23 protein-coding genes are annotated in these 26,314 nt (G+C 59.6%); 8 read left to right on the plus strand and 15 right to left on the minus strand.

All coding sequences use genetic code 11. The annotated features are described in order from the left end of the window. Positions 1-25: 25 nt before the first annotated feature. From fliS to zipA, 7 genes are all read right to left on the minus strand, one after another. Positions 26-400, minus strand: coding sequence for a flagellar export chaperone FliS (gene fliS / locus GU3_RS13825; protein WP_237711149.1), 375 nt, complete (start codon positions 398-400; stop codon positions 26-28). A gap of 16 nt (positions 401-416) precedes the next feature. Then, positions 417-728, minus strand: a complete 312-nt coding sequence (locus GU3_RS13830; RefSeq protein ID WP_014293150.1) for a hypothetical protein — start codon at positions 726-728, stop codon at positions 417-419. Further along, on the minus strand, positions 725-2,110 hold the full coding sequence (fliD, locus tag GU3_RS13835; protein ID WP_014293151.1) for a flagellar filament capping protein FliD: 1,386 nt from the start codon (positions 2,108-2,110) through the stop codon (positions 725-727). Before fliD ends, GU3_RS13830 begins: the two co-directional genes overlap by 4 nt. Before the next feature lie 11 nt (positions 2,111-2,121). Beyond that, the gene (locus GU3_RS13840) at positions 2,122-2,499 is read right to left on the minus strand and encodes a flagellar protein FlaG (RefSeq protein WP_014293152.1); all 378 of its coding nucleotides are present in this window, start codon (positions 2,497-2,499) and stop codon (positions 2,122-2,124) included. 113 nt (positions 2,500-2,612) lie between these two features. Continuing rightward, positions 2,613-3,431 carry a flagellin domain-containing protein gene (locus GU3_RS13845; protein WP_041543253.1) on the minus strand — a complete coding sequence of 273 codons (819 nt, stop codon included), beginning with the start codon at positions 3,429-3,431 and terminating at the stop codon, positions 2,613-2,615. Positions 3,432-3,685: 254 nt separating this feature from the next. Then, positions 3,686-5,725, minus strand: coding sequence for an NAD-dependent DNA ligase LigA (ligA, locus tag GU3_RS13850; protein WP_014293154.1), 2,040 nt, complete (start codon positions 5,723-5,725; stop codon positions 3,686-3,688). A 160-nt stretch (positions 5,726-5,885) separates the two neighbouring features. Then, positions 5,886-6,854, minus strand: coding sequence for a cell division protein ZipA (gene zipA, locus GU3_RS13855; RefSeq protein WP_041543812.1), 969 nt, complete (start codon positions 6,852-6,854; stop codon positions 5,886-5,888). Positions 6,855-7,116: 262 nt separating this feature from the next. Here zipA and cysZ point away from each other — a divergent pair, with 262 nt between their 5' ends. Next, positions 7,117-7,878 carry a sulfate transporter CysZ gene (cysZ, locus tag GU3_RS13860; protein ID WP_014293156.1) on the plus strand — a complete coding sequence of 254 codons (762 nt, stop codon included), beginning with the start codon at positions 7,117-7,119 and terminating at the stop codon, positions 7,876-7,878. On the opposite strand, the gene GU3_RS13865 is transcribed toward cysZ, so the two are convergent. After that, positions 7,845-8,390 (minus strand): DUF882 domain-containing protein, encoded by a 546-nt coding sequence (locus GU3_RS13865; RefSeq protein ID WP_014293157.1) that lies wholly within the window; start codon positions 8,388-8,390, stop codon positions 7,845-7,847. The two genes, cysZ and GU3_RS13865, sit on opposite strands and share 34 nt — an antisense overlap. A gap of 157 nt (positions 8,391-8,547) precedes the next feature. Then, positions 8,548-9,999 carry a murein L,D-transpeptidase gene (locus GU3_RS13870; protein ID WP_014293158.1) on the minus strand — a complete coding sequence of 484 codons (1,452 nt, stop codon included), beginning with the start codon at positions 9,997-9,999 and terminating at the stop codon, positions 8,548-8,550. 295 nt (positions 10,000-10,294) lie between these two features. On the opposite strand from GU3_RS13870, the gene cysK reads away from it, so the two are divergent. The 6 genes from cysK to dsdA all read left to right on the plus strand — a co-directional run bounded on the left by cysK (position 10,295) and on the right by dsdA (position 17,065). Further along, positions 10,295-11,263 carry a cysteine synthase A gene (gene cysK, locus GU3_RS13875; protein WP_014293159.1) on the plus strand — a complete coding sequence of 323 codons (969 nt, stop codon included), beginning with the start codon at positions 10,295-10,297 and terminating at the stop codon, positions 11,261-11,263. A gap of 125 nt (positions 11,264-11,388) precedes the next feature. Beyond that, positions 11,389-11,898: a PTS glucose transporter subunit IIA gene (crr, locus tag GU3_RS13880; RefSeq protein ID WP_014293160.1), complete on the plus strand. Its 510-nt coding sequence runs from the start codon at positions 11,389-11,391 to the stop codon at positions 11,896-11,898. Between the two features lie 5 nt (positions 11,899-11,903). Beyond that, positions 11,904-12,182, plus strand: coding sequence for an HlyU family transcriptional regulator (locus GU3_RS13885; protein ID WP_014293161.1), 279 nt, complete (start codon positions 11,904-11,906; stop codon positions 12,180-12,182). Beyond that, on the plus strand, positions 12,175-14,169 hold the full coding sequence (locus GU3_RS13890) for a tRNA(Met) cytidine acetyltransferase TmcA (protein WP_014293162.1): 1,995 nt from the start codon (positions 12,175-12,177) through the stop codon (positions 14,167-14,169). The genes GU3_RS13885 and GU3_RS13890 overlap by 8 nt, the downstream gene beginning before the upstream one ends. A gap of 102 nt (positions 14,170-14,271) precedes the next feature. Continuing rightward, a complete protein-coding gene (locus tag GU3_RS13895; protein WP_014293163.1) occupies positions 14,272-15,606 on the plus strand; it encodes a sodium:alanine symporter family protein in 1,335 nt (444 codons plus the stop codon). Between the two features lie 100 nt (positions 15,607-15,706). Beyond that, positions 15,707-17,065: a D-serine ammonia-lyase gene (gene dsdA, locus GU3_RS13900; RefSeq protein WP_014293164.1), complete on the plus strand. Its 1,359-nt coding sequence runs from the start codon at positions 15,707-15,709 to the stop codon at positions 17,063-17,065. A gap of 101 nt (positions 17,066-17,166) precedes the next feature. On the opposite strand, the gene GU3_RS13905 is transcribed toward dsdA, so the two are convergent. After that, positions 17,167-17,766 carry a hypothetical protein gene (locus tag GU3_RS13905; RefSeq protein ID WP_014293165.1) on the minus strand — a complete coding sequence of 200 codons (600 nt, stop codon included), beginning with the start codon at positions 17,764-17,766 and terminating at the stop codon, positions 17,167-17,169. Between the two features lie 218 nt (positions 17,767-17,984). Between GU3_RS13905 and GU3_RS13910 the strand changes: the two genes are divergently transcribed. Continuing rightward, positions 17,985-20,246: an arginine/lysine/ornithine decarboxylase gene (locus tag GU3_RS13910; RefSeq protein WP_014293166.1), complete on the plus strand. Its 2,262-nt coding sequence runs from the start codon at positions 17,985-17,987 to the stop codon at positions 20,244-20,246. A 72-nt stretch (positions 20,247-20,318) separates the two neighbouring features. Here GU3_RS13910 and flgL read toward each other — a convergent pair whose 3' ends face one another. Genes flgL through flgH form a run of 5 tightly spaced genes read right to left on the minus strand, consistent with a single transcriptional unit; the run spans position 20,319 to position 26,304 of the window. Beyond that, positions 20,319-21,548 (minus strand): flagellar hook-associated protein FlgL, encoded by a 1,230-nt coding sequence (gene flgL, locus GU3_RS13915; RefSeq protein WP_014293167.1) that lies wholly within the window; start codon positions 21,546-21,548, stop codon positions 20,319-20,321. Between the two features lie 9 nt (positions 21,549-21,557). Beyond that, positions 21,558-23,519: a flagellar hook-associated protein FlgK gene (flgK, locus tag GU3_RS13920; protein ID WP_148265913.1), complete on the minus strand. Its 1,962-nt coding sequence runs from the start codon at positions 23,517-23,519 to the stop codon at positions 21,558-21,560. Between the two features lie 9 nt (positions 23,520-23,528). Next, on the minus strand, positions 23,529-24,500 hold the full coding sequence (gene flgJ / locus GU3_RS13925) for a flagellar assembly peptidoglycan hydrolase FlgJ (RefSeq protein WP_014293169.1): 972 nt from the start codon (positions 24,498-24,500) through the stop codon (positions 23,529-23,531). A 27-nt stretch (positions 24,501-24,527) separates the two neighbouring features. After that, on the minus strand, positions 24,528-25,619 hold the full coding sequence (locus GU3_RS13930; RefSeq protein WP_014293170.1) for a flagellar basal body P-ring protein FlgI: 1,092 nt from the start codon (positions 25,617-25,619) through the stop codon (positions 24,528-24,530). A gap of 10 nt (positions 25,620-25,629) precedes the next feature. Continuing rightward, the gene (gene flgH / locus GU3_RS13935; RefSeq protein WP_014293171.1) at positions 25,630-26,304 is read right to left on the minus strand and encodes a flagellar basal body L-ring protein FlgH; all 675 of its coding nucleotides are present in this window, start codon (positions 26,302-26,304) and stop codon (positions 25,630-25,632) included. Between the last annotated feature and the right edge of the window lie 10 nt (positions 26,305-26,314).

Genomic DNA, 26,314 nt, shown 5'->3' on the forward strand with positions numbered 1-26,314 from the left:
GACTATATCCTACTTCATAAAATCGTTATTTCTGATACTCAACCGGGATGGAATCCCAACCCTCTTTTATACCCCTCAGTAAACTACTGACCGATTCCAAACGCTCAGCATCATTGTTACTGTTAGCCTGAACCAGTTCATTCATCATAAATTCATAAAGATTCTCAAGATTGTTAGCTATCTCACCACCAGCTTCATGATCTAATGACATTCGCAGCTCAGCCAATATTAACAAAGTCGCAGTCAACAACTCACCACGCTCGGCATAGTCTTTATTTTCAATAGCCACTCGCGCCTTTGCCATACGCTCCAGTGCACCCGCCAGTAACATCTTTACAACCTGGTACGGGCTGGCTACTTGTTTTTGACTGTCCAACGCCACAGATTTGTATGCTTTCATTGAGCCACGCATAGCATTACCTCTCATTATACTTAATACTATTATACGCCTTAACAAGACGCTTTCCTTTATTAATTTCTTTTAATTTATTACCTAGCTTATTCTGTAACTTCTCAGATTTATCTTTTAAATTTTTAGAGCGTTCAATTAACTTGCTTACATCAGATACAGGGATTGCACCAGATGTTATTAGAATATTCAACTCATCCAGGATCCTGGCTCTGGATGAAAGCTCACTCTGAATTAGAGTCTCATCCAGCTCTTCTTCTTTATCCAGCTCCTGAACTAACCGCTCGTCAATCAGCTCTAAATCCCTAAGCAAACTCACTGGTTATCACCCATTCCTGGCATATTAGAAAAAGCAGCCATAACGGAATTCAACTGCTGATTCATTTTTGCAACCATCATATCCATGGATGAAAACTGCTTATATACTCTCGCTTCAAAACCTGCCATATACTCCTCAAACTTATCGGCATCCGTCTCTAAGCGACGCATTTGTTGATTTAAGGATTCATTTCTCTTGGTTAAAACACCATCTCGACCTGTGTAGCTATCAATTAGATCATTAAATTTATTGCTGATTCCGCTTTCGGATGAAAACAAAAAACCTACTTCATCGAAGTTTGCTGTTAGCTGTTCTTTCAGTACACTTTCATCTAGCTCTAAAGTGCCATCTTTTTTCGTTTTGACACCAAAATCATTCAGGCTTGTCATTGATCCTGATGCACCTGATACAGCTTCACTCAGCATGTCTCTCATTTTTGACTTGAGGCCACGGGTTGTGCTATCACCATTCAATGGGCCAGCCTTTTCACTTACAGCATTATATTCACTCAGGTTGTCAACAACGTTAATAACTTTATTATAGGCCGTTACAAATTCCTTGATGCTTTCCTCAACAGCCTTTTTATCGTAACCTATGGTCAAGGTCGTATTTGGATTAGATCCCGTGGCATCATTTACTTTTTTAAGATCAAATGTAACATCGGCAATTGCATCTTTTATTTCATTGGACTGACTGGTAACTACAGCGCCATCTATTGAAACCTTGGCATTTTTAGCAGCCTGAATCTCGTATGTTGTTCCAAGATTATTTAGGCTAAACCCACCCTCACCATCATTGTTGCTGCTGGCTGCTACAGAGATTTTACTGTCTTCCCCGGTTTTATCAGAGAAATAGACTAATCGGGAACCAAGGTCATCGGTGATGACAGTGGCTCGTACTCCTTTGTTATCTTCAGCGTTGTTGATGGCAGCCGCCACCTCTGCCAGGGTACTTTTTTCTTTATCTATATTGACGGTAAAAGATTCGCTACCGACCTGCATGGTCAGACTGCCTGAGCCTAACGCCTTGTCCGCAGCTACAGCATCAGAGCCAAGCTTATGAGCCTGTGCCAACTGCATTACTTGTATAGAGTAGCTACCGGCCACGGCACTACTTCCAGCTCTGGCAGTAATATAATCATCCTTATCCAGCGTGACTGAGCGCTTTTGAAAGTCTCCATTATCACCCAGTTTTTTCAGAGCACTATTAAAGCTATCAAGCGCACTTTTGATAGAGCCGTAGGAAGATAATTGAACATCAATAGTATCGGCACGTCGCGACAGCTGTTGATCCTTGGCCGCACGCTCACCGGCTACGGTTGCATCAACAAAGGCCTGAATTGGAAAACCGGAGCCTACGCCGGGTAACTTTAAATCAGCCACAGTGGTTTCTCCTATGCTTTGGTATCAATCAAGCCCCTGCTTGCTTCACTCAGACGGGTGATCACATCCAGCAGTTCTTCCGATGGGATCTGACGAACCACATCACCAGTATCGCTGTCTAGCACAGTCACTATATGCCGGCCGGAGTCTTCGTCTACTCTGAATTTGAGGCCACGGTTAAAAGTACTGACAAATGACTCAACCTGCTCTGCCATCTCTTCCAGTTGCTTAGCCGTCAGTTCAGTTTCCTGAGGTTTGCTCACCCCTTGTACTGCCTGGGCGGTTTGAGTAACTTCGTTACCGACAGGTTTAGTTGCCACAGGAAGCTGTTTATTTAGTGCATCAGCTGTTGTGGTTTGCACCCGTTGGGAAGGGATATGCGTGTTCATGTTTGAGCCCTCATCACCAAAACTAAGACGCCGTTCAGCTTAACGACCTATTATCTATGGCATTAAGCTCAACGGCGAACAAACCGGGGGAATGCCCCCGGTAAATATCAGGCTTAGCCCAGCAGAGACAGGGCAGCCTGCGGAATTTGCTTGGCCTGAGCCAGAATGGAAGTACCGGCCTGCTGCAGAATCTGCTGTTTGGTCAGGTTAACGGTTTCGGCGGCAAAGTCCACATCCTTGATACGGCTCATACCGGCTGCAGCATTTTCCCGAATGTTGGCCAGGTTGTTGATGGTGCTGTCCATCCGGTTTTGGAATGAGCCCAGCTTGGCGCGTTGTGAATCAATGGTGCCAATCGCATTATCAATCAATGAAATAGCACTACCAGCCGCACTGTTATCAGCGACAGTAATCGTTTTTACTATCAATGCACTAGCATCCAAGGCGTCGATGCTCAAGCTTACGGTTTCGCCTTCATTAGCACCGACCTGAAAAATTTTACCGGCGAAGGAGCCGTTCAGCAGGTTCTGGCCACCAAAGGTGGTCTTTTCTGAAATCCGATCCAGCTCCGCTTTCAATTGGGTCAATTCTTCCGAAATTGCTTCTCGGTCTTTAGTGTTGTTTGAATCGTTAGCACCCTGCACAGCCAGATCCCGCATCCGCTGCAGAATATTGGTGGACTCATCCAGTGCACCTTCAGCGGTTTGCGCCAGAGAAATACCGTCCTGAGCGTTTTTAATCGCCACCCCCAAGCCACGAACCTGAGAGTTCAGACGGTTGGAGATTTGCAGGCCGGCCGCGTCGTCCTTGGCGGAGTTGATGCGGCTACCGGTGGACAAACGCTCCATGGAGGTAGCCAGGGCGTTGGAAGACTTGTTCAGGTTGCGCTGGGCACCCATTGCAGTGACGTTAGTGTTGACTGTAATCGCCATAATAAACTCTCCGTTGAGGTTTGTTCCGGCCCGTGCCGGTAGTGCGTTGTTATCTTAAGGTATCGGCGAGGTTTTCGGCTTCTTTAGCGTTTTTTCGCTGTGTTCTGACCAGTACCACCCTGCCTTTCATAAGGGCTATCGGCCTCGTTTGACCAAGCTTTAGAGTGTTTTTTGGTAAGGGGAATTATTGCCGCTTCGCGGCAAGTCGCGGGCATTCGCCCGCATGCCCCCCCTTCGCGGGGGTGACGTCAGGTTTAAGCTGGATTGTGCTCCGCCAGCAGTGCAATCAATCCATCTTCATCCATAATGGCCACCCCCAGCTCCTGGGCCTTGGTGAGCTTGGAGCCGGCGGCTTCGCCCGCCACCAGCACGCTGGTTTTGGCGGAGACGGAGCTGGCTACCTTGGCGCCCAGCGCCTGCAGCGCCGCCTTGGCCTCGTTGCGGGGCATGCGGCTCAAGGTGCCGGTCAGCACAAAGGTCTGGCCCGCCAATGGCTGAGCGTCGGCCTTGGGGGCTTCCATGGCCGGCCAGGTGAGGCCGCAGCCGCCTTCATTGCGGGGCTGAACCAGAGCCTCCACCACTTCCCGGTTGTGGGGCTGGCGGAAGAAGTAGTAGATGTGCTTGGCCACAATTTCGCCCACGTCCGGCACTGCAATCAGTGTTTCCACCTCGGCGTTCATCACCGCATCCAGCTCCAGAAAATGCCGGGCCAGGTTATTGGCGGTGGCCTCGCCCACTTCGCGAATGCCCAATGCATAGAGAAAGCGTGGCAGCGTGGTGTGGCGAGCCTTGTCAAAGGCGGCCAGCAGCTTGACCGCCGACTTCTCGCCCATGCGCTCCAGCCCCATCAGGGTTGGCTGGTCAAGATGAAACAAGTCCGCCGGGGTTTTTACCAGATCATGATCCACCAGTTGCTCCACCAGCTTGGTGCCCAGGCCTTCAATGTCCAGCGCCTTGCGTGAAGCAAAGTGGCGCAGGGCCTCCTTGCGCTGGGCGGCGCAGATCAGCCCGCCGGTGCAGCGGGCCACGGCTTCACCTTCGATGCGCTCAATGTCGGAGTCACACACCGGGCAACGCTCGGGAAAGGCCACGGCCCGGGCATGTTCGGGGCGGCGCTCCAGCACCACCCCCACCACCTGAGGGATCACGTCGCCGGCTCGGCGCACGATCACGGTGTCGCCAATCATCACCCCCAGCCGGGCGATTTCATCGGCGTTGTGCAGGGTGGCGTTGGACACGGTCACCCCCGCCACCGCCACGGGTTTCAGCTTGGCCACCGGGGTAATGGCGCCGGTGCGACCCACCTGAAACTCTACGTTCAGCAGCTCGGTCAGCTCTTCCTGGGCCGGAAACTTGTGGGCGGTAGCCCAGCGCGGTGCCCGGGCCACAAAGCCCAGCTCGGCCTGCAGCGCCAGCTCGTCCACCTTGTACACCACGCCGTCAATCTCGTAGGGCAGTTGATCCCGGCGCGCCAGAATATCGTCATGATAGGCCTGGCAGCCCTCTCGCCCGCTCACCCGCTTCACCTCGGGGCTTACCGGCAGGCCCCAGCCCTTGAGGGTTTGCAGCACATCAAAGTGACGCTCGCCCAGGGGCGCGCCTTCCACCAGCCCCACCCCGTAGCAGTAAAAGGCCAGCGGCCGGCTGGCGGTAATGCGGGAGTCGAGCTGGCGCAGGCTACCGGCGGCGGCGTTGCGCGGGTTGGCGAACACCTTGCCACCCTCAAGCCGGGCGCGCTCGTTCATGCGCTCAAAGCCGGCCCTGGGCATATAGACCTCGCCCCGCACTTCCAGCCGTTCGGGCCAGCCCGCGCCCCTAAGCCGCAGCGGCACGGCGCGAATGGTGCGCACGTTTTCGGTAATGCCCTCACCGGTGCTGCCATCGCCCCGGGTAGCGGCCTGCACCAGCCGGCCCTGCTCATACACCAGGCTCACCGCCAGGCCGTCGAGCTTGGGCTCACAGCAAAACGTCAGCGGCTCGCTCCGGCCCAGCCGGTCGAGAATGCGCTTTTCAAAGGCGGCAAGCTCGTCTTCGCTGAACACATTGTCGAGCGAGAGCATGGGCAGGGCGTGCTGCACCTCGGGAAAGGCCGACACCGGCGCACCGCCCACCCGCTGGCTGGGTGAGTTCGCGTCCTGCCATTCGGGGTGTTCGGCTTCCAGCGCCAGCAGCTCGCGCATGCAACGGTCGTACTCCGCATCGGGCACGGTGGGCGCGTCTTCCAGGTAGTATTGGTCATTCCAGGTGTTGAGCTGTTCGCGCAGGGCGAGAAGGCGGGCGTGGGCGTCGTTCATTCAGATTTCACTTAAAAAATTAAAGGCCTGCTGCGCAGGCCCTGCCAGCTAAAGCGGCAGCTACAAAATCCCTGCCGGCCATAGCCGTCGTTACAAGATCCTTGCCGGCAGAAGAGGCAGTTGCAAAGGGCCCGGTATGCCGGGCCCTTGTTGAAAGAAGTTACCGGGCCTGGCTGTCGTAGTCGCGCAACTGCTCGCGGCAGTGGGCCAGGTAGTCGGGGCTGATGGGCGAACGCTCGGCATCAAACAGCAGGGCGTCCAGCTCCTCGGCCAGGTTCTCGGCGGTCTGCACCATCAGGTTGAACTGGTTCTTGGCCATGCCCGGGCGCGGCAACTGCATAAAGATGGACACGCCCGGGGTATGGAAGTCGCTCATGGCCTCGGGGTTGAAGGTGCCGGGCTTGACCATGTTGATCAGGCTGAACAGCACACTGCCCTGCCCCGCCGGGGTCTGGTGATGATGGAAAATATCCATCTCGCCAAAGTGAAAACCATTGGTTGTAAGGGCGCGCATCAGGGCAACACCGTCCATCTGCTGGTTGGGGCGGGCCATCAGGTTGATCACATACACGTCCTGCCAGGTGCGCGGCACCTCGCGCAGGGCCGGCTCGGGCTTTACCGGTTGCGGCGCGGGCGCCACTTCCTCGGCAGGAAGCTCGGGCTCAACGGCTGGCTCGGGCACCGGCTCCGGTTGAACCGCCGCCTTGGGGGCCGGCTCGGGCTGTGTCGGAGCGGCGGCCGGACGCAAGGGCTCGTCAAACAGGGGGTCGAACTCGTCTTCCGGCTCTTCTGCGGTGGCTTGGGGTGCCGGCTTCACGGGCGGCGGCTTGAGCCCGGACACCACGGGCTGTACCTCGTCGTCGTCATCCAGGGCGGAAAAATGGGGCTCTTCGCGCCGGCCGGGTTCGGCCACCGGCTCGGCCGCCTTACGGCCACTCACCACCCGCACTCGGCCGATGCCGTCCTGATCGAAGTTGTTATTCACGGCCGGCTCCGACGCCACCTTGCCCATGGGTTTGTTACGCATGGAAGGCTGGCGCTCCTTCTTGCTGGTCCACAGTCCATGGATCAGCAGGGCGGCAATGGCCATGGCGCCCAGAATAATCAAGATAATTCGCAAATCCTGCATTATCGTTTCTCTGTTTTTGTTGCCGGCCGAGCCGCTGGCACCGGCGCAATCCATAGGGGTTATCCCGAATACTGCGACAAGGGTATGTTTACCATTCGGGTTTGACAAGAGTCTGGCGGGCACTGGTGACACAAAATCATGGGCTTTACCCGCCTGAGCCCGCCTTTAACGGGAAAATACACTGCGACAGGCGCTTTCGCGCGGCGGTGGCGGCCGGGCAGCCGCATCTTTAGAATATGCGCTTCGTTTAAGGAGAGGTGTTATGTCTGCCAGTTATCACAGTGCCAGTGGGCCGCAATATCTGATGAAAGGGTTACAGCTTATCGGCGAACAGGATCTGCGCCCCTTTGTGCTGGTACCGCTACTGATCAACCTGCTGCTGTTTGGCGGGGCCTTCTATTACCTGTTCACCCAGCTGGAAGCCCTGTTCGCCTGGCTGGCCCAGCAAACCCCCGATTACCTGCACTGGCTGGGCTATGTGCTGTGGCCGCTGGCGCTGGTGAGCATAGTGGTGGTGTTCTCGTTTGTGTTTACCGGTTTTGCCAATATGCTGGCGGCGCCCTTCAACGGCCTGCTGGCGGAGCGGGTGGAGCTCAAGCTCACCGGTCATCCGGTGCCCGACAGCGGCTGGCTGGACTTGCTCAAAGACACGCCGCGCATGCTGGGGCGGGAATGGCGCAAACTGGCCTATTACCTGCCCCGGGCCCTGGGCTGCCTGCTGTTGTTTCTGGTGCCGGTGGTGGGCCAGACCCTGGCGCCGCTGATCTGGTTTGCCTTCAGTGCCTGGATGATGGCCATTCAGTATTGCGATTACCCCTTCGACAACCACAAAATCGATTTTACCCTGATGCAGCGGGAGCTCGGCACCAAACGCCGCCTGACCTGGGGCTTTGGTGCCAGCGTCACCCTGTGCTCCAGCCTACCCTTTATCAACCTGCTGGTGATGCCGGTGGCGGTGTGCGGTGCCACGGCCCTGTGGGTGGATCACTTTTACCAGCTGCGTACCGGGCCGGTGTCCAGGTGAACAAAGTTGGAGCTGGGGTAGTAGCCCACTCCCCCCACCGCCAGCTGGCGGGCGGCCTGGCGCAGGTGGGTCAGCTCAACCCCGGGCAGGCGCAAGTCGATGGCCTGGCCCTTCATGTGGTAGCTCTTTTTGGCCACCCCCGAGCTGGTGCGGCGCAACATGGCATTGGTGGACGGTGAGCGGTAGCCGGAGATGATCTGAATTTCGCCCTGCTTGCCCAGACGATGCTGCAGCAAAAACAGCTGGTCAAACAGTTTCGGATCGATGCGGTGCACCTCGTTGCTGCGAAAGTCCCGCATCACCTCGTTAAAGGACGCCAAGCCCTCGTCAAGATACTGGCCTTCTTCCCAGAAGCTGGCACTGACCTTTTCACCGGTATGCAGGTTGTGCAGACTGAGCGTGCGCACCGGCGCCGACAAACTGGCCTCGGCGGGCTTTGGCAGCAGGGCGGCGGCACCCAGTCCTCCCAGCCCCAGCAGAAAACGACGACGACCCAGCTGGCGTTTCAGCATATCACCTCCTCTTAACGACAAACCAACGAAAAGCCGGGTCACGATAAGGTGATCCGGCCTTGTTTAAACATCAAAGTGAGTGAAAGCTAACCCGGAACAAACCAGTGGATCAACAACCATTGGTTATAAGGACCCGTTTGAAAATTAACCAGGCCGGTCAGCTTTGCCGCTGCGACGGCAGGAAGGGATCCGCCAGGTTTTTGTCGAAGTCGTAGATGTCGTCCCGAAAGCGGGGCAGGCCGTCGGCCCCCAGCCAGCCCCGCCAGTACACCATAAATACCGGCAGCGGCTCGCTCACCGGCAGCCAGCGGGTGCGCTGGCTGGCCTTGAGCTCGGCCAGCCGCTCAGGACTCCAGTTGGCACTCAGTAACCACAGCGCCAGTTGCTCGGCGTTGGCCACCCGCACACAGCCGGAGCTGAGCGCCCGGCTGTCGCGGGCAAACAGCCCCCGGGCCGGGGTGTCGTGCAGGTAAATGGCGTCGTTGTTGGGCAGGTGAAACTTCCAGGCGCCCAGGGCATTGCTGCTGCCGGGCTTTTGCCGCAGCCGGAACGGAAAGCGGTTTTCCATATAGAGCACATATTGCCATTCCTCGGCAGGCACCACCCGGCCGGCACTGTCGATCACCTCAAAGCCCTGACGGGCGATATACCCCGGATCCCGGTACAGCTGGGGCACGATGTCTTTATTGATAATGGAGCGGGGCACGTTCCAGGGCGGGTTGACCACCACATTGGTAATGGCACTGTGCATAATGGGGGTGCGGCGGCTGTCGCGGCCCACGATCACATCGCTTTCCAGCACCGACACCCGGTTCTGGTAAAGCCGCAGCCGGTATTCGGGAATGTTCACCAGCAGGTAGGACGCCGGCAGGCTGTCGCCAATCAAAGTGCGCAACATGCTGCGCATCAGCAGCTGGGCCCGGCGCCGGGGCGGCAGATCCAGCCAGCCATAGGTGTGGGGGCCGACCACGCCGTCCACGGTCAGCCCGTGGCGATGCTGAAAGGCCGCCACCGCCGCCGCCAGGGTCTGGTCGAACAGGCCGGGATCCTCTGGCTCGGGCCCGGGGGGCAAGTCCCCCAGCCGTTGCAGCCGCCGGCGCAACTGTAGCACCGCGTCACCACGCTCCCCCGGTCTTAGGGTGGCGCCGGCAATGGCCGGCCAGGGCTCGTCGGCCAGGGCCAGCAGCCGGGCCAGCTGCGCCTTGAGGGCCTCGTAATCACCGTAACCGGGCACCAGCTCGCGCACCAGTGCCAGCCGGTGTTCGCCGGCGGCACCCAGCCGGGCCACTTCCTCTTCGCTGGCGGTGAGCACCAGCTTGTGGGTTCGCAGGTACTGGCGCTGTTCAAAGTCCAGGGTGGCCCACTGGCGCCAGAAGGCGGCCAGCCCCAGCCAGAGGCGGTCGTCCGCCGCCTCAGAGGCGGTGTCGGCAGATACCGCCTGTTGCCAGCGCCGGGTCAGCTCCGGGTGCACGTCGGCCAGGGCCAGCTCCAGCCCCAGCTGGTGCAGTTGCAGCCGGGCCTGGGGTGCTTCCTGCCAGGTCGAGGCCAGGGCGGTGAAACTCAGCAGGCACAGGCCGCACAACCAGCTGGTAACAAGGGTTCTTTTCATCAGTGCGGTTCCGCTACTCCGTGATTTATCATGGCCGGCAGCCTTTGCCGTCCGGCCAGGTTTTTTATGACTGTACGGCAAGGGCGCCGTCAAAAACACCGGTGGTGTTGAAAAACAGACAGGGATCCCGATCACAGGCTTTCATTCAGAGAGAAACAAACAGGCCATAAGGAATATGATTTTATCATTTAATAACATATTGTTATAACAAATCGTCACTTCTCATTCCCGCAGGAAGGATTAAGCTGACACTGTATTCCTTTATTCGTGTTTATTTACATCAGGGACAGCCACCATGAGCAAGATTTTTGAAGACAATTCTCTCACCATTGGCCGCACACCTCTGGTCAAGCTGAACCGGGTCAGCCAGGGCCGCGTGTTTGCCAAGGTGGAAAGCCGCAACCCCAGCTTCAGCGTAAAATGCCGCATTGGCGCCAACATGATCTGGGACGCGGAAAAACGTGGTGAGCTGGTGGCCGGCAAGGAACTGATTGAGCCCACCAGCGGCAATACCGGCATCGCCCTGGCCTTTGTGGCGGCGTCCCGGGGTTACGCCATTACCCTGACCATGCCCAACACCATGAGCCTGGAGCGCCGCCAGCTGCTCAAGGCCCTGGGTGCCAACCTGGTGCTGACCGACGGCGCCAAGGGCATGAAGGGCGCCATTGAAAAGGCGATGGAGCTGAAAGAAGCCGAGCCGGAAAAATACGTGCTGCTGCAGCAGTTCAACAACCCCGCCAACCCGGAAATCCACGAAAAGACCACCGGCCCCGAGATCTGGGAAGACACCGACGGTGAAGTGGACGTCTTCGTGGCCGGCGTGGGCACCGGCGGCACCCTCACCGGTGTGTCCCGCTACATCAAACACACTCAGGGCAAGGCCATCACCACCGTCGCCGTAGAGCCGGTGGAATCCCCGGTGATCACCCAGGCCCTGGCCGGTGAAGAGATCAAGCCCGGCCCCCACAAGATTCAGGGCATTGGCGCCGGCTTTATTCCCGGCAACCTGGATCTGTCCCTGATCGATCGGGTTGAACAGATCAGCAGCGAAGACGCCATCGACATGGCCCGCCGCCTGATGAAGGACGAAGGCATTCTGGCCGGCATCAGCTCCGGCGCCGCCGTGGTGGCCGCCAACCGCATTGCCGCCCTGCCCGAGTTCGCCGACAAGAACATCGTGGTGATCCTGCCGAGCTCCGGTGAGCGTTACCTGAGCACCGCCCTGTTCCAGGGTATCTTTACCAAGCAGGAACTGCAGCAGTAATCTGCCGTTACCGAAAGGCGCCGCCAGGCGCCTTTTTTGATGCCGCTTTTCCCCTTGGCAGCAACTGTTTATCTGCTTTCAGGCCGTGCTATCATCATCAGCTGAATCCTTAAGGAGCTGAGACAATGGGTCTGTTCGATAAACTGAAAAAAATGGTGTCTGACGATACCGGCGAAACCAATGCTATCGAGGTGTTTGCGCCCCTTTCCGGTGAAATCGTTCCCCTTGAGGAAGTGCCGGACGTGGTGTTTGCCGAAAAGATCGTGGGCGACGGCATCGCCATCAGGCCCAGCGGCAATAAAATGGTGGCCCCCTGCGACGGTACCATTGGCAAGATTTTTGAAACCAACCATGCCTTTTCCATTGAATCCGACTCCGGCCTGGAGCTGTTTGTGCATTTCGGCATCGACACCGTCGAGCTCAAAGGCGAGGGCTTTACCCGGGTGGCCCAGGAAGGCCAGCAGGTGAAAAAGGGCGATACCGTGCTGGAATTCGACCTGGTGCTGCTGGAGCAAAAGGCCAAGTCCACCCTCACCCCAGTGGTGATTTCCAATATGGACGAGGTCAAGGAGCTCGGCCGGCAAAGCGGCATTGTCACCGCCGCCGAGGATGTGATCCTGCGGGTGAAAAAGTAACCCTTATGTTCACCTGGCTTAAAAACCTGTTTGCCGCCTCTGCCCCGGCCGGCCCCCGCTTCGAGCCGGAGGAATACAAGGGTTTTACCATCATCCCCGAGCCGGGGGCCGAGGGCGGCCAGTACCGGCTGCAGGGGCGCATCCTGCAGGAGCGGGACGGTGAGCCGCGGGAATACCGGCTGATCCGCGCCGATCTGCTGCCCACCGCCGAGCAGGCCGCCGAACTGATGGTCAGCAAGGCCAAACGGCTGATTGACGAAAACGGTGAGCGCCTGTTTGACTGACTGGCCCGGCTTTCGCCGGCACCTGCGTTACCTTGGTGAGCGCCGCCTGCTGGTGATCAGCGGCGCCGCAGCCTGGACGCAAGCGCAAGCGCAGCAACTGCTGGCCGGTGAGCCGCCTTCAACCACCCTCTGGCTGGGCGATGCCCCCGCCGAATTTCCCCATTGCCCCATGGGCAAATACCACACCGCCCTGGGGCGGGAATATCGCAACCTGGTCTTCAATGCGTACAGCGGCCTGCACCCCGACGCCCTGGGCGCCGCCGGCGGCGCCTTGGCCGCCGGGGGTGTACTGCTGCTGCTGTGCCCTCCCCTAAGTGAGTGGCCCGCTTTTGCGGATCCGGATCTGCGCCGCTACGTGGCCCTGCCCGAGCAGGCCCACGGCCGGACCAGCCGCTTTATTGAACGGATATCATCGCTGCTGAAAGCAGACTCAGACGTGCTGATCTGGCGGCAGGGGCAGGACTTTCCGCCGTTGCCGGCCCGGAGCGGCCCTGAGTGGCACGTGCGTCCCGATGCCAGGGGTTGTCTCAACGACCAGCAGCGCCATGCCCTGGCCCTGCTGCTGCACAGCGCCCGCACTCACCGCCCTCTGGTGCTGACCGCAGATCGGGGCCGGGGCAAGTCCAGCCTGCTGGGACTGGCGGCGGCCCGGCTGCTGCGCGCCGGCAAGCGGGTGCTGCTCACCGCGCCCAGCCCGGGGGCCGCCGCCCAGGCGCTGGCGCACTGCGACCGGCCCCTTGCCTTTATCGCCCCCGACGCCCTGCTGGCGGAGCGGCCCGAGGCCGATGTGGTGCTGGTGGACGAAGCCGCCGCCCTGCCGGTGCCCATGCTGCTGCAGCTGGCCCGCCGTTACTGCTGCCTGTTCGCCAGCACCGAGCACGGCTACGAGGGCACCGGCCTGGGCTTTGCCCTCAAGTTTCAGCCGGCACTGGCGGCCCTTCATCCCGGCTTTCGCCGAGTGCACATTCACACGCCGGCCCGCTGGAGCCACACCGACCCGCTGGAAGCCCTGCTGTTTCGGCTGCTGGCGCTCAATGCGGATCCCCCCGCACCGCCGGCTACCGGCGAGCCCCGCATGGCATGGATAAGCCGCTCCCGGCTACTGGCCGACGAGACCTTGCTGCAACAGATCTTCGGGCTGCTCACCCTGGCCCATTACCAGACTCGGCCGAGCGATCTGCGCCAGTTGCTGGACGCCCCGGGGGTCTCGCTGGCGGTGATGTTCCGGCACACCGTGCCGGTGGCGGCGGCCCTCTTGCTGCGGGAGGGGGGGCTGGACCCGCGCCTGGCAGAGCAAGTCTGGCGGGGCCAGCGCCGGCCCCGGGGGCATTTGCTGCCCCAGTCGCTGTGCTTTCACGGCGGCCTGGCCGAAGCGGGGGAGCTCCGTTATGAACGCATTATGCGCATTGTGGTGCACCCGGCCTGCCAGCAGGCGGGCCTGGGCTCGCGGCTGCTGGGCTGGATCAAGAGCGAGATTAACACCGACTTTCTCGGCACCAGCTTTGGCGCCAGCCCCGAGCTGCTGGCGTTCTGGCAGGGCAATGGCTTTCGGCTGGTGCGCCTGGGCCAGGCCGCCGACGGTGTCAGCGGCCTGCCGGCGGCCATGATGTTGTGGCCGGCCAGCGAGCGGGCTCAGGCCTTGCTGCCGGAATGGCAGCGGCTGTTCAGCGCCGATCTGCATGGAGAGCAGCGCCAGGGACCGGCAGCGCTGTTGCTGCCCCCGGCGCACCCCGATGCGCAGCGGGATCTGCGGCGCGCTTATGACTTTGCCTTTCACCACAGAGACCTGTACTCGGACCGCCCGGCCCTGCGCCGGGTGGTGGAACGCAGGTCACCGGCAGTGGCGCTGAGCCCGCAACAACAGCGGCTGTTGCAGGCGGCGCTGGCACCGGGCGCAGATCCGGCCCGGCTGGCAAAGGAGCTGGGCTACCCCGGACAGAAAAGTGTGATCGCAGCACTGCGCCAGACCGTGGCCTGCTACTTTTAGTTCCAGTTGAAACATGAAGTCATTATGCTATTGACCTGAATGGGGCTAATCTTCAACTGACGGTTTTCACCCACCTGCTTTTTTTCTTCAGGAGCGGCATAGATGGAACTACTTACCTCACTGTTAACTTCGATCAACGGCGTCGTCTGGGGCGTGCCCATGCTGGTGGGCATTCTCGGCCTGGGCCTGTACCTGCAACTGGGGCTGGGCCTGATGCCCATTCGCAAGCTGGGCACCGGTTTTAAGCTGCTGTTTACCCGTACCGAAGCCGGCGCCGGGGAAATTTCCCCCTTTAACGCCCTGATGACGGCCCTGTCGGCCACCATTGGTACCGGTAACATTGCCGGTGTGGCCACCGCCATCTTTTTTGGTGGCCCCGGCGCGCTGTTCTGGATGTGGATGACCGCCCTGGTGGGCATGGCCACCAAGTATGCCGAGGCGGTGTGCGCGGTGAAATACCGGGAAACCGACAAGCTGGGCAACCATGTGGGCGGCCCCATGTATTACATTCGCAACGGGCTTGGTGCCAAGTGGGCCTGGCTGGGTGTAGCCTTTGCCATTTTTGGCGGCTTTGCCGGCTTTGGCATCGGCAACACGGTGCAGGCCAACTCGGTGGCCGACGCCCTGGATGCGTCCTTTGGCATTTCCCACATCATGACCGGCGTGGTGCTGATGGTACTGGTGGGCCTGGTGCTGATCGGCGGCATTCGTTGGATTTCGGAAGTGGCAGGCAAGCTGGTACCGCTGATGACGGTGTCCTACTTTGCCGCCGGCATGGTGGTGCTGGCCATGAACCTGAATGCCATTCCCGCCGCTTTTGGCCTGATCATTGAGCACGCCTTTAGCCCCATCGCCGCCCAGGGTGGCTTTGCCGGCGCCGCCGTGTGGGCCGCCATTCGCTTTGGCGTGGCCCGGGGGGTGTTTTCCAACGAGGCCGGCCTGGGCAGTGCCCCCATCGCCCACGCCGCCGCCAAAACCGACAACCCGGTGCGTCAGGGGCTGATTGCCATGCTGGGCACCTTTATCGACACCATCATCGTCTGCTCCATTACCGGCCTGGCCATTATCGTCACCGGCAGCTGGACCAGCGGTGAGGCCGGTGCCTCGCTCACTACCCTGGCCTTCTCTCTGGCCATTCCCGGTGGTGAATACATCGTGTCGGTGGCGCTGGCGATCTTTGCCTTTACCACCATTCTGGGCTGGAGCTTTTACGGTGAAAAATGCGTGCAGTTCCTGTTCGGGGTCAAGGCGATAGTGCCCTTCCGCATCGCCTGGGTGCTGGCCCTGCCCATTGGTGCCACCCAGTCGCTGGAGTTTATCTGGTTGCTGGCCGATACCCTCAACGCCATGATGGCCATTCCCAACCTGATCGCCCTGGCGCTGCTGAGCCCGGTAGTATTCCGCCTGACCCGGGAATACTTCGCTCGGCAGCAATAACACCCGGAATGAAAAACCGGGAATGAAGATTCAGACGCCGCGATAAACCGCGGCGTCTGTTTTGTTATACTGCTGGCAGCCTATATTCAGGACATTGTTAATGCATTCACATCCCCATTATTCCCAGAGTGCCATCCATGAACTGGTTCGCGCTTATCCGCTGCTGAAGCCGCTGATGGCACTGAAACCGGTCACCTGGTTCAACCCCGAGCGCCAGCCCCTGGAGCGGGCGCTGGCGGGCGTGAACCTGACCGCCGACGACGTGGCCGACGCCGCCGAACGGCTGGGACGTTTCGCCCCCTACTTTCGTGCCGTATTTCCCGACACCCGGGCGCTTAACGGCCTGCTGGAGTCGCCGCTGCAGGCCATTCCCGCCATGCAGCGGGCCATGGATGTGCGCCATGAGCAGCCCCTGGCCGGCACCTTGCTGCTGAAGCGGGACGATCTGCTGCCGGTGTCCGGCTCCATCAAGGCCCGGGGCGGCATTTACGAGGTGCTGCAGCACGCCGAAAAGCTGGCGCTCAAGGCCGGTCTGCTGCATCTGGACGACGATTACGCCAAGCTCGACAGCGACGAATTCCGCGCCTTTTTCGGCCGTTATTCGGTGGCGGTGGGCTCCACCGGCAACCTGGGGCTGTCCATCGGCATGATCAGCGCCCGGCTTGGCTTCAAGGTCAGCGTGCACATGTCGGCGGATGCCCGGGAATGGAAAAAGGCGCTGTTGCGCCACCACGGCGTCAAGGTGGTGGAATACAGGAGCGATTATTCGGTGGCGGTGGCCGAAGGCCGGGCCCAGGCCCAGAACGACCCTTATTGTCATTTTGTGGATGACGAAAACTCGGTGCAGCTGTTTCTCGGCTACGCCGTGGCCGGCCAGCGGCTCAAGGCCCAGCTGGAGCAGCAGGACATTAAAGTGGACCGCGAGCATCCGCTGTTTGTCTACCTGCCCTGTGGCGTGGGCGGCGGCCCCGGCGGTGTGGCCTTTGGCCTGAAACTGGCTTTTGGCGATGCGGTACACTGCGTGTTCGCCGAGCCCACCCACTCTCCCTGCATGTTGCTGGGAGCCTATACCGGCCTGCATGACGCCATTTCGGTGCAGGATCTGGGCATCGACAACATTACCGCCGCCGACGGCCTGGCCGTGGGCCGGCCATCCGGGTTTGTGGGCCGGGTGATGACGCCGATGCTGGACGGGTTTTATACCCTGCCCGACGAGCAGCTGTTCAGCCTGTTGGCTCTGCTGGCGCGGCAGGAAAATATTTATCTCGAGCCTTCGGCCCTGGCCGGCATGCCCGGCCCCTGGCGGGTGGAAGGCGAAGAGCAGGGTTACCGGGAGCGCATGGGGCTGACCCAGGCGCGCCTTTCCCGGGCTCATCACCTGGTGTGGGCCACCGGCGGCGGCATGGTACCGAAGGAAGAAATGGCCCACTATCTGGCGGCGGGGGCTGCCGCAGAATAAGTGTTCCGTCATACCGGCCTTCAAGCCGGTATTTTTTTACCTGTCACCGAGCCACCGGCTTCGGACTCCGGGTCAAGCCCGGAGTGACAACCTCCTCGGGATTAAAACCAGCCGCTGTTCAGCTCATCCTTGCAGCGCCAGTACTGCTCGGCATAGCGTTTGGCCCGGTTTTCCACCTTGCGTGACACCCCCAGCAGCCAGCGCTTTTTCAGGTGGCTGCCGCGGCGGTAGCCGGTCCAGCCTTCGTGGTAGTTGAGGTACTGGCCGTAGGCGTCCCATTTCGACACGCCATTCAGCCGGCTGGATTTGCTCATGTACCAACCCATAAAGTCGATGGCGTCGTCAAAGTCGTCCCGGTCGGCCCAGCCGCTGCCGGTTTCCCGCTGGTAATCGGCCCAGGTTTCGTCCTTGGCCTGGGCGTAGCCATAGGCACTGGACGCCCGGCCATAGGGAATAAACAGAAACCAGCGCATGGGCGGCCGGGCATCGTGGCGGAAGCTGCTCTCCTGAAACATCATGGCCATGGTCACGTGCACCGGCGCGCCCCATTTTTCCCGTGTTTCCTCCGCCGCCTCGTGCCAGTCGGGGTATTGCTCAAAAATGGCGCAAAGATTGGCGGGGTTGTTGGGTGGTGCCGTGGCACAGCCGGCCAGTACCGACACCACCAGGGTAAGAAAAAGACATTGCCGGGCTCTGAACATGATGGGGTCCTATTATAAGTCAGTCTCAAATAGTGCCTTCCGTGCCGGTATTTTTCCACATTCTCCAGACGACATTATTTAATCACTGAAAATGCATAATCATACTTTGTCACTGCCCAGGCCAGGCAGTAGAATGCGGGTCGGCTATCATAGTCACGAATGATCACGCTTTCGGCACTCGGCTTTTGGCACCGGCTTTTAGCAACAAGGGACACCTGATGCGCTTTTACTTTCCCATCGTCATCATCGACGAAGACTTTCGCTCCGAGAACACCAGCGGCTCCGGCATTCGCGAGCTGGCCTCGGCCATTGAAAAGGCCGGCATGGACGTGGTGGGCTACACCAGTTATGGCGACCTGACGTCCTTCGCCCAGCAGCAAAGCCGGGCCGCGGGCTTTGTGTTGTCCATCGACGACGAGGAGCTGGCCGGCAGCCGGGAAGAAGCCCATTCGGTGCTGGAGCAACTGCGCCGTTTTGTGGAGCAGATCCGCCACCGCAACCCGGACATCCCCATTTACCTCTATGGCGAAACCCGCACCGCCCGCCATATTCCCAACGCCATACTGCGGGAGCTGCACGGCTTTATTCACATGCACGAAGACACCCCCGACTTCGTGGCCCGGCATATCATTCGCGAGGCCAAAAGCTACCTCGACTCCCTGGCACCGCCGTTTTTCCGCGCCCTGACCCACTACGCCCAGGACGGATCCTATTCCTGGCACTGCCCCGGTCACTCCGGCGGCGTGGCCTTTCTGAAGTCGCCGGTGGGGCAGATGTTCCATCAGTTCTTTGGTGAAAACATGCTGCGCGCCGACGTGTGCAACTCGGTGGACGAGCTGGGCCAATTGCTGGATCACACCGGTCCGGTGGCCGCCTCGGAGCGCAATGCCGCCCGTATTTTCAACGCCGATCACCTGTTTTTCGTGACCAACGGCACCTCCACCTCCAACAAAATCGTGTGGAATTCCACGGTGGCCCCCGGTGACATCGTGGTGGTGGATCGCAACTGCCACAAGTCGATTCTGCACGCAATCATGATGACCGGCGCCGTGCCGGTGTTCCTGATGCCCACCCGCAACCACTACGGCATTATCGGCCCCATTCCCCGCAGCGAGTTTGAACCGGCGCGCATTCGCCAGAAAATGGAAGCCAACCCCTTCTGCCGGGAAATTCTGGCGAACAACCCGGACATCAAGCCCCGGGTGCTGACCATTACCCAGTCCACCTACGACGGCATTCTCTACAACGTGGAAGAGATCAAGGGCCTGCTCGACGGCGAGATTGAAACCCTGCATTTCGACGAGGCCTGGCTGCCCCATGCCGCCTTTCACGACTTTTACGGCGATTACCATGCCATTGGCGAGGGCCGGCCGCGCTGCGAGGACTCCATGGTGTTTGCCACCCAGTCCACCCACAAGCTGCTGGCGGGCCTGTCCCAGGCCTCACAAATTCTTATTCAGGACGGTGAAAAAACCCGGCTGGATCGCCATGTGTTCAACGAAGCCTACCTGATGCACACCTCCACCAGCCCGCAGTATGCCATTATCGCCTCCTGCGACGTGGCGGCGGCCATGATGGAAGAGCCGGGCGGTACCGCCCTGGTGGAAGAATCCCTGGCGGAGGCCCTGGAGTTCCGCCGGGCCATGCGCAAGGTGGGTGACGAGTACGGCATAGACTGGTGGTTCAGGGTGTGGGGCCCGGACGATCTCACCGATCACGGCCTGGATGAACGGGATGCCTGGATGCTACGCTCGGAAGACGGCTGGCACGGCTTTGGCGACATCGAGCCCGGCTTTAACCTGCTGGATCCGATCAAGGCCACCATTCTGACCCCGGGACTCAACATGAAGGGCCAGTTTGCCGACTCGGGCATTCCGGCTGTGGTGGTCACCAAGTACCTGGCCGAGCACGGCATCGTCATCGAAAAAACCGGGCTCTACTCCTTCTTTATCATGTTTACCATCGGCATCACCAAGGGCCGCTGGAACACCATGGTCACCGAGTTACAGCAGTTCAAGGACGACTACGACAACAACGTGCCGCTGTGGAAGATTCTGCCCCAGTTTGTACAGAGCCAGCCCCATTACGAGCGGGTGGGGCTGCGGGATCTGTGCGATCAAATTCACGCCGTGTACAAGGAAAACGACGTGGCCAGGCTGACCACGGAAATGTATCTGTCGGATCTGGTGCCGGCCATGAAACCGGCGGACGCCTTTGCCCGAATGGCACACAAGCAGATTGAGCGAGTGCCGCTCGACGCGCTGGCCGGCCGCACCACGGCGGTGATGGTGGCCCCCTACCCGCCCGGCATTCCGCTGCTTATTCCGGGTGAGGTGTTCAACGACACCATCATCAGCTACCTGCGTTTTGCCCGGGAGTTCAACCAGCGCTTCCCCGGTTTTGAAACCTATATTCACGGCCTGGTGGCGGAAGAGCAGCAGGGTGAAACCCGCTACTTTGTGGATTGCGTGGCGGAGTAAAAAGCAGAGTGAAGTAAAAAACAGGGCCGGCAAATGCCGGCCCTGTTTTATTTCAGTCGCTGCAGATAGTTATTAAATGTAATTAAACAGGCTCATGTTCTGCACCTTGCCGAACATACTCTGGGTGGCCTGCAGCGCCACCATGGTCTGGCTGAACTCCCCGGTGGCCTTGGCATAATCCAGATCCTCCATACCGCTGCGCAGCTTGTTCAGAGTCAGGCCCATGTCTTCGTGGGTCAGCTGCTGGTTTTCAATACGCTGCATGCGGTTGCCGGTGTCGGCCCGTACTCGGGTGAGGTGATTCGCCACGGCATCCAGTTCAGCTAGAACATCAGCCATCTCACTCTGTCCGGCAGAATTATGACCGTCTTTTTCCAGCCAGTCCTTGGCCCGATTCAGCACATCAAAAACATTGAGCTGGTCTTCACCAGTGCCATCTGTAACGCCGGAAGACAAAGTAATATTATCACCCGACTTGGCTTCCCCTTTGACAACGATTTCCACACCATCCACCTTGATTGGCTGACCGGGCACATAGGCTTGTGCTGGCGTCACCTGAGGATCACCATTTTCATCCTTGTAGCTGACACTGACTTCCATGGTGCCGGCGTTATCGGTAAACGTCAGTCCATAGGGGTGACCGTCATGAAAGCTGCCTTTATCTTTGATCTTGGCTTGTTCAACATTGAGAGAGCCTTGATTATCCTTGTCGTATTCAACAGTGAAATCCCCTTTGGGATTAGGCACACTGCCAAACACCAGCTCACCGCTGTGGTTAATGCCGACCCTTACCTTATCGCCCACCACCATGTTGCGTTCACCACCGTCGCCACTATAAGTCACGGAGCCATCGGGCTGGCGCACAAAAGGTGAGCTGTCGGTCTGAAAACCACCGAAAATATACTGGCCAAATTCGTCCTGGGTATTGGCCAGGTCCAGCATTTCATCGATACGGCTTTGCAATTCTTCCTTGTAAGCATCCCGCTCCAGCTGAGTAATGGAGCCATTGTTTGCTCCCAGCATGATCTCCTTTACCTGCTGGGTAAGCGTTTCGGCGGAGCTCAGTGCCCATTCTTCCCGGCGCAGGCGGTTTTCCGCCAGGTTGATGTTGTTCTGATACTGATCAAGCTTACGCAGCTCCTGCTTATAGTTGAGGATGCCGTTGGCCGCAACCGGATCGTCGCTGGCGTGCTCCACCCGCTTGCCGGAAGACATCTGCCCCAGTTGCTGGTTGGCTTCCGAGGTGCGGCCACTGATGTTGTTCAGGTTGCGCTGAATAAACTGAAAACTGGCAATGCGCATCATGGCTCCTTAGCGGATCTGCAACAGGGTGTTCATGGTTTCGCTGGCGGTGGACACCACCCGGGCCGCCGCCATGTAGGACTGCTGAAAACGCAGCAGGTTGGCGGCTTCCTCGTCGAGGTTGACCCCCGAGGTGGACAGCATGCGATCGTAGGACTGATCGTACGCCGCGCCTGCCGCTTCCGCCTTGACCCCCTGGTTGCGGGTCATGCTACCAATGCCCACGGCGGTCTGGTTCAGGCTGTCGGTGACGGTGGACTTGCCGTTATTGAGCCACTTTTTATTCTGCAGCTCGGCAAAGGCCAGGGCGTTCTGGTTATTACCCGAACCACTGGCCTGGCGGATTTCAAACTGGTCAAATAGTTTGGGATCACCTTCCAGAGTCAGCTCAATATCGCCAAAGGTAATCTTATCGTTTGCATCTGGTGTACCACTGAACAGTGAGGCCCCGTTGCCATCGAGCACGTTATAAACCAAACCACCAGAACCGTCATCTTCGACTTTCAACATAACCGGATAAACAGGTGGACTAGCTGGCGGCGTATTTACCAGGCTCACAGAGACTTTGGCGGTGCCGGTATTATCCCCATCGGGGCTGACCATCAGGGAGCCGGAAGCGGCAATCTGATCACCGGTATTGAGCTTCAGCTCCAGATCAATGGCGCCCTGGCGGGTGGGCTGCACCAGCATTTCGTCATTGGTTGCCGGCTCGTCGGTCAGCGTCAGGCTGAAGCCCAGTTTATCGCTCATATCCAGCACCTTGGCGTTGGGATGCGCCGGATCGACCGGATTGGCTGCCACCGCTGATATGGTGTACTGCTCTCCCGTGGTCACATCGGTCAGCAGGTATTGATCACTACCCTGGTATTTCAGGCTGTACTCCCCGCCGGTGAGCTTGCCGGTATCGGTAATTTCCACCTCGCCGGTGACATTGGGATTATTGCCCACAAAGCGCTTGGCCATGTCTTCCGGGGCATTAATGTCGTTAAACATATTGAGGCCGGCATTACCGTTGAGATCAACGCCTTGTGTCTGAATCTTGTTAAAGGCGTCGGCAATGGCGATGGCGGTTTTGCCCATGTCGCTGAGGTTGGGGCCCAGCACCTGATCGCGGTAATGAAACAGGGCGCCCATTTCACCGCCCAGGGCCTGGCTGCCCTTGATACGGGTGCCCTGGCCGTTACTGTTGGGGGCTACCAGATACAGTTCGGTTTGCTTGTGATCCGGCGAGCCGGGCCGCACCTCCATTTGATAGGCCTGGTTGCCGGACACTAGCGGCTCGCGCCCGCCCAGCATCACCGAAATCATGCCGTTATTATCCTTCAGGGTGGTGATGTGCACCTGCTGGCCCAGCTCCTGAATAAGACGGTCCCGCTGATCCAGCAGATCGTTGGGGGTGCCGTTCTGGCCCGCATTAAGAATTTGCTGGTTAAGATCGGCAATGCCGGCGGTGATCGAGCTGATGTGATCGGCCCGGGATTCGATATCCCGGTTCTTGATCATTTGCTCCTGCTCCAGCGAGCTGTAGAACTCGTTGAAGTGATCAACAATGTCCTGGGCATTGGCCAGCATCAGTTCCCGGTTGCCCAGGTTGCCCGGGTTGTCGGCCACGGCGTTAATGGCACCGTAGAGATCATCCAGGCTGCTGGCCAAGCCGGCATTGACGCTGGTCATGGTCTTGTCGAGATAGCTGAGGTGATTATAGAGCGCCTCGGCCCCGGCCTTTTCGGTGTTGTTGACCAGCACATCCCGAAAGGCGTATTCCTGATACATGCGGGTGACGTCGGTCACTCGGGTGCCGGTGCCGTAAAAATTGCCCCCCGAGAACATGTGCAGGGTGGTGGCCTGCTCGGCCCGCTGCCGGCTGTAGCCTTCGGTGTTCACGTTGGCAATGTTGTGACCAGTGGTGGCCAGCTGGGCCTGGGCCGCCAGCAGCCCGCTCACCCCGGTTTGGTACATATCAACAGCCATGGTGTGTCCTTATGCTTGTGAGGCCAGCCGGTTGACGGTATCGAGCACCGCCGCAAGCTTGCTGGCATAGTTCGGATCGGTGGCGTAACCCGCCTGCTGCAGGGCCTGAAAATATTGCCGGGGGGAGCCGGTTTGCTGCAGTGCCTGGTTGTAGCGGGGGTTCTCGTTCAGAAACTGCACATAGTCGTCAAAGCTGTCGTTAAAGGAGGCATAGGATCTGAACGGCGCCTTCACCTGCACGGCAATGCCCTGCTCGTATTCCAGAGTGCTGACCCAGGTTTTCTGTGCTTTCCAGCTGTTATCGGCCTTGATGCCAAAAAGATTATGGCTGGACTCGCCATTTTTTCTGCCGATGATTTTCTTGCCCCAGCCGGTTTCCAGCGCCGCCTGGGCCAGCATGGCCTTGGGATCCAGCCCCAGCCGCTCCCCCGCCGCCGTGGCCGCCGGCAACAGCCGGCGCACGAAGTCTTCCGGCGAGTCAAATTTTTGTCCGGCCGCCAGGACCACGGCGTCTTCAGATGGGTTTTGCGCCGTCTTCAGCGGCGGTTTGGGCTTGTCGCTCTCGCCTGCGCTTTCTTCCGGCGGACGCACCACCTTGCCATGAATGCGGCGCACATTATCCAGGCTGAAATGGCGCGCTTCGGGAGCCGCCTTGGCCTCTTCACCGCCGCCGAGCTGGCGCACGATAAGATCCGACAATCCCAGGCTGCCCTGACGGCTGAGCTCGCTGCTCATCTGCTGATCGTGCATGTCCTGGTAGAACTGGGTGTAGCGGCTGTTCATGGGGCTGTCGGCTTCAAACACCTTGTTGGCATCCCGCATCGACTTGAACAGCTGCTGGGTGAACAGGCTCTCGAACTGACGTGCGGCCTCATCCAGCGCCTTGCCCCTGTCCTTGGCAAAGCCCTGCTGCCGCAGCCGGTCCAGCCCCTGAATGTCGTTGGCCAGCAGGCTGTTCTGCACGCTGTCGATGTTTTTCATGCCTTGCCTCCGCTCACCCTGTGCCTGTTAAATAATCACCAGTTCACCCTGAATGGCGCCCGCCTGACGCAGGGCCTCCAGTATGGCCACCAGATCCCCGGGGGCCACGCCCACCTGGTTCACCGCCCGCACCAGATCGTCCAGGGTGGTGCCGGTATCCAGCTTGAACATGCGGCCGTCCTGCTGCTCCACATTGATGGTGGAGTTGGGCACCACCACCGTCTCGCCGCCGGCCAGGGCATTGGGCTGGGACACCTGGGGATTTTCATTGATGGTAATAATGAGCCCGCCATGGGTGATGGCCGCCGGCTTGAGCTGCACCTGCTGGCCAATCACCACGGTGCCGGTACGGGAGTTGACGATGATCTTCGCCGCTTCGTCGGCCACATCCACGGTCAGGTTTTCCAGGGTCGACAGAAAACTGACGCGCTGACCGGTGTCCCGGGGGGCATAAACGGTGACCGAGGTGGCATCCAGGGCCTGGGCGCTGGCGGGACCGAGCAGGTCGTTGATCACCTCCGCCATGCGTTTGGCGGTGGTAAAGTCGGGCCGGTGCAGGTTAAAGGTAATGGTGTCGCCCCGGCCAAAGGAGCTGGGCACTTCCCGCTCCACCATGGCGCCGCCGGGAATGCGCCCCACGGTCGGCGTGTTGATCATGATGGAGGAGCCGTCGGCCCCTTCGGCGCCGAGGCCCCCCACCACTAGGCTGCCCTGGGCCAGGGCATACACCCGGCCGTCCACCCCTTTCAGAAAGGTTTGCAGCAGGGTGCCGCCGCGCAGGCTCTTGGCCTCGCCGATGGCCGACACCGTAATGTCGATGGTCTGGCCCGGCTTGGCAAAGGGCGGCAGCTCGGCATGCACCGCCACCGGCGCCACGTCGTTCATCTTGGGCCGCAGGTTGTCGGGCACGGTAATGCCGAAATTGGTCAGCATGGTGCGAAAGGTCTGCTGGGCAAAGGCGTTGTTGCGCTCGCCGGTGCCGGGCAGGCCCACCACCAGGCCGTAGCCCACCAGCTGGTTGGCGCGCACCCCGGCCACCGAGCTGATGTCCTTGATCCGCGCTGCCTGGGCCGGCAGCGCCAGCAGACACGCCAGCAACAGGCCGCTCAAGAATTTCATGCCGTTACTCCTAGAAGGGGAACCAGGGGCTGTTAAAGAACTTCGCCAGCCAGCCTCGGGACTGGGTATTGGCAAAGTCTCCGGTGCCGCCGTAGTAAATGCGGGCATTGGCCACCCGGGTAGACTCCACCCGGTTGTCGGAGCTGATGTCCTGGGGCCGGATCATGCCGCTGATGCGCACATATTCCTCGCCGGTGTTGAGCATCAGCCACTTCTCGCCCTGCACCATCAGGTTGCCGTTGGGCAGCACCTGCGCCACGCTCACGGTAATGCTGCCCTGCAGGCTGTTGCTCTGATTGGTGTTGGCCTGACCGTCGAAGTCGTTATTGCTCGACATGCTGGCGGTCACCGGGTAGCCGGCCACATTAATGGCCTGACCACCGATGTTGAGGGGGTTGATGTTCAGGCTGCTGTCCTTGGCCTGCTGGGTCGTGGCCCGTTTCTGGGCCCGGGTCGACTCGGCCAGATCCACGGTAATGATGTCCCCTACCCGATGCGCCTTGATGTCGGAATACAGGCTGTTGGCGTAGTTGTCCTGAAAAATGGCGCCGTTGGGTTCCAGCTGCTCGTGGCCGGGGCCCGGCATCACGGGAGCATAGTCCGGATCGTCCGGCTTGGGGGTATAGGGCGTGGAGCTGCAGGCCGCCAGCAGCGTGGCCGAGCTCAGGATCAGGACAAGTCGCATGGCGGCCTCC

It is taken from the genome of Oceanimonas sp. GK1, assembly GCF_000243075.1.
Taxonomy (GTDB): domain Bacteria; phylum Pseudomonadota; class Gammaproteobacteria; order Enterobacterales; family Aeromonadaceae; genus Oceanimonas.

Coding starts and splice junctions, on each gene's coding strand:
- fliS (WP_237711149.1), bottom strand. CDS start 400: ATGAAAGCATACAAATCTGTGGCGTTGGACAGTCAAAAACAAGTAGCC.
- GU3_RS13840 (WP_014293152.1), bottom strand. CDS start 2,499: ATGAACACGCATATCCCTTCCCAACGGGTGCAAACCACAACAGCTGAT.
- GU3_RS13845 (WP_041543253.1), bottom strand. CDS start 3,431: ATGGCGATTACAGTCAACACTAACGTCACTGCAATGGGTGCCCAGCGC.
- ligA (WP_014293154.1), bottom strand. CDS start 5,725: ATGAACGACGCCCACGCCCGCCTTCTCGCCCTGCGCGAACAGCTCAAC.
- zipA (WP_041543812.1), bottom strand. CDS start 6,854: ATGCAGGATTTGCGAATTATCTTGATTATTCTGGGCGCCATGGCCATT.
- cysZ (WP_014293156.1), top strand. CDS start 7,117: ATGTCTGCCAGTTATCACAGTGCCAGTGGGCCGCAATATCTGATGAAA.
- GU3_RS13865 (WP_014293157.1), bottom strand. CDS start 8,390: ATGCTGAAACGCCAGCTGGGTCGTCGTCGTTTTCTGCTGGGGCTGGGA.
- GU3_RS13870 (WP_014293158.1), bottom strand. CDS start 9,999: ATGAAAAGAACCCTTGTTACCAGCTGGTTGTGCGGCCTGTGCCTGCTG.
- cysK (WP_014293159.1), top strand. CDS start 10,295: ATGAGCAAGATTTTTGAAGACAATTCTCTCACCATTGGCCGCACACCT.
- crr (WP_014293160.1), top strand. CDS start 11,389: ATGGGTCTGTTCGATAAACTGAAAAAAATGGTGTCTGACGATACCGGC.
- GU3_RS13885 (WP_014293161.1), top strand. CDS start 11,904: ATGTTCACCTGGCTTAAAAACCTGTTTGCCGCCTCTGCCCCGGCCGGC.
- GU3_RS13895 (WP_014293163.1), top strand. CDS start 14,272: ATGGAACTACTTACCTCACTGTTAACTTCGATCAACGGCGTCGTCTGG.
- dsdA (WP_014293164.1), top strand. CDS start 15,707: ATGCATTCACATCCCCATTATTCCCAGAGTGCCATCCATGAACTGGTT.
- GU3_RS13905 (WP_014293165.1), bottom strand. CDS start 17,766: ATGTTCAGAGCCCGGCAATGTCTTTTTCTTACCCTGGTGGTGTCGGTA.
- GU3_RS13910 (WP_014293166.1), top strand. CDS start 17,985: ATGCGCTTTTACTTTCCCATCGTCATCATCGACGAAGACTTTCGCTCC.
- flgL (WP_014293167.1), bottom strand. CDS start 21,548: ATGCGCATTGCCAGTTTTCAGTTTATTCAGCGCAACCTGAACAACATC.
- flgK (WP_148265913.1), bottom strand. CDS start 23,519: ATGGCTGTTGATATGTACCAAACCGGGGTGAGCGGGCTGCTGGCGGCC.
- flgJ (WP_014293169.1), bottom strand. CDS start 24,500: ATGAAAAACATCGACAGCGTGCAGAACAGCCTGCTGGCCAACGACATT.
- GU3_RS13930 (WP_014293170.1), bottom strand. CDS start 25,619: ATGAAATTCTTGAGCGGCCTGTTGCTGGCGTGTCTGCTGGCGCTGCCG.
- flgH (WP_014293171.1), bottom strand. CDS start 26,304: ATGCGACTTGTCCTGATCCTGAGCTCGGCCACGCTGCTGGCGGCCTGC.